This is a genomic window from Streptomyces sp. NPDC059917 (genome assembly GCF_042730635.1).
Lineage (GTDB): Bacteria > Actinomycetota > Actinomycetes > Streptomycetales > Streptomycetaceae > Streptomyces.
This window is the reverse complement of the sequence record NZ_JBHWLC010000193.1, coordinates 1-1198: the sequence shown is the minus strand read 5'-3', so window position 1 is coordinate 1198 and position 1198 is coordinate 1. Positions and strand designations below refer to the sequence as shown.

1 protein-coding gene is annotated in these 1198 nt (G+C 74.5%); it reads right to left on the bottom strand.

The features are described from left to right. Positions 1–1198, bottom strand: a 1198-nt coding sequence (locus tag ACFWAR_RS39410) for an alcohol dehydrogenase catalytic domain-containing protein (RefSeq protein ID WP_385788562.1), incomplete at both ends; no start/stop codon positions are given.

Sequence of the window (1198 nt, the reverse complement as noted above, 5' to 3'; positions counted from 1 at the left end):
CCGCCATGCCGACGCCACCGGCCGCCGCGTGCACCAGCAGGCGCTCGCCCGCCGCCAGCCCCGCCAGGTCCACCAACCCGTAGTACGCCGTCAGGAAGACGATCGGGGTGGCGGCGGCCTGCGCGAACGACCAGCCGTCCGGGACCCGGACCAGGGTGCGGTGGTCGGTGACGGCCACCGGCCCGCCGCCGTTCTCGAACAGGCCCATCACCCGGTCCCCGGGCGCGAAGCCGGTCACCGCGCTCCCGGTCTCCAGAACGACACCGGCCGCCTCGCTGCCGAGCGGAGCCTCCCCCGGGTAACTGCCGAGGGCGATCAGCACGTCCCGGAAGTTCAGGCCGACCGCGCGCACCGCGACCCGGACGTCCCCGGCGGCGAGCGTCGCCGTGGCCGTCGGCGAGACGGTCAGCGCGACGTTCTCCAGGGTGCCCTTGCCCGTACTGCCGAGGTGCCAGCCCGGCGTATCGGCCGGGGGCACGAGTACGGCGTCACCCGCCACCCGGACCAACCGGTTCCCGTACGACTCACCGTCACGGACCGCGAGTTGGGACTCACCGGAGCCGAGGGCGGACCAGAGCTCGGCAGCGTCCGGCAGGTGGTCGCCATCGAGATCGACCAGCGTGAAGCAGTCGGGCACCTCGGTCTGCGCCGTGCGCACGAGACCCCACACCGCCGCACCGGCCAGGTCCGTGACGCCCTCGCCGAGCCGGGCCGCCTGAGCGCCCCGGGTGACGACCACGAGGCGCGCGGCCGCGAACCGCTCCTCGACGACCCACTGCTGTACGACGCCCAGCACGCCCGCGACGGCGCGGTGCGTGGCCTCGACCGGATCCGGCCCGGAGGCGGGGCAGTCCAGGAACACCACGTCCGGTACGTCGTCGCCCGCGTCGATCCCGGCGAGCAGTGCGTCCAGGTCACCGTGCACGGACGCGCCCGCCCCCAGCACCACGGCCGACGCGGATCGCGCGTCCCCGATGACGGCCGCCCGCAGCCCGTCCACGGACTGGCCGGCACCCGCACCGAGCGCGACCCAGTCGACCCCGAACAGGCTGTCCCGGCCTGTGGCTTCCCCGCCGCGCAACTGCTCGGCGGACACGGGCCGCAGGGTGAGTTCGTCGATGGTGAGGGTGGGTGTTCCGGTGGGGTCGGTGAGGGTGATGTTGATGGTGGTGGGTGTGGTGGGGGTGAGGGTGGCGTG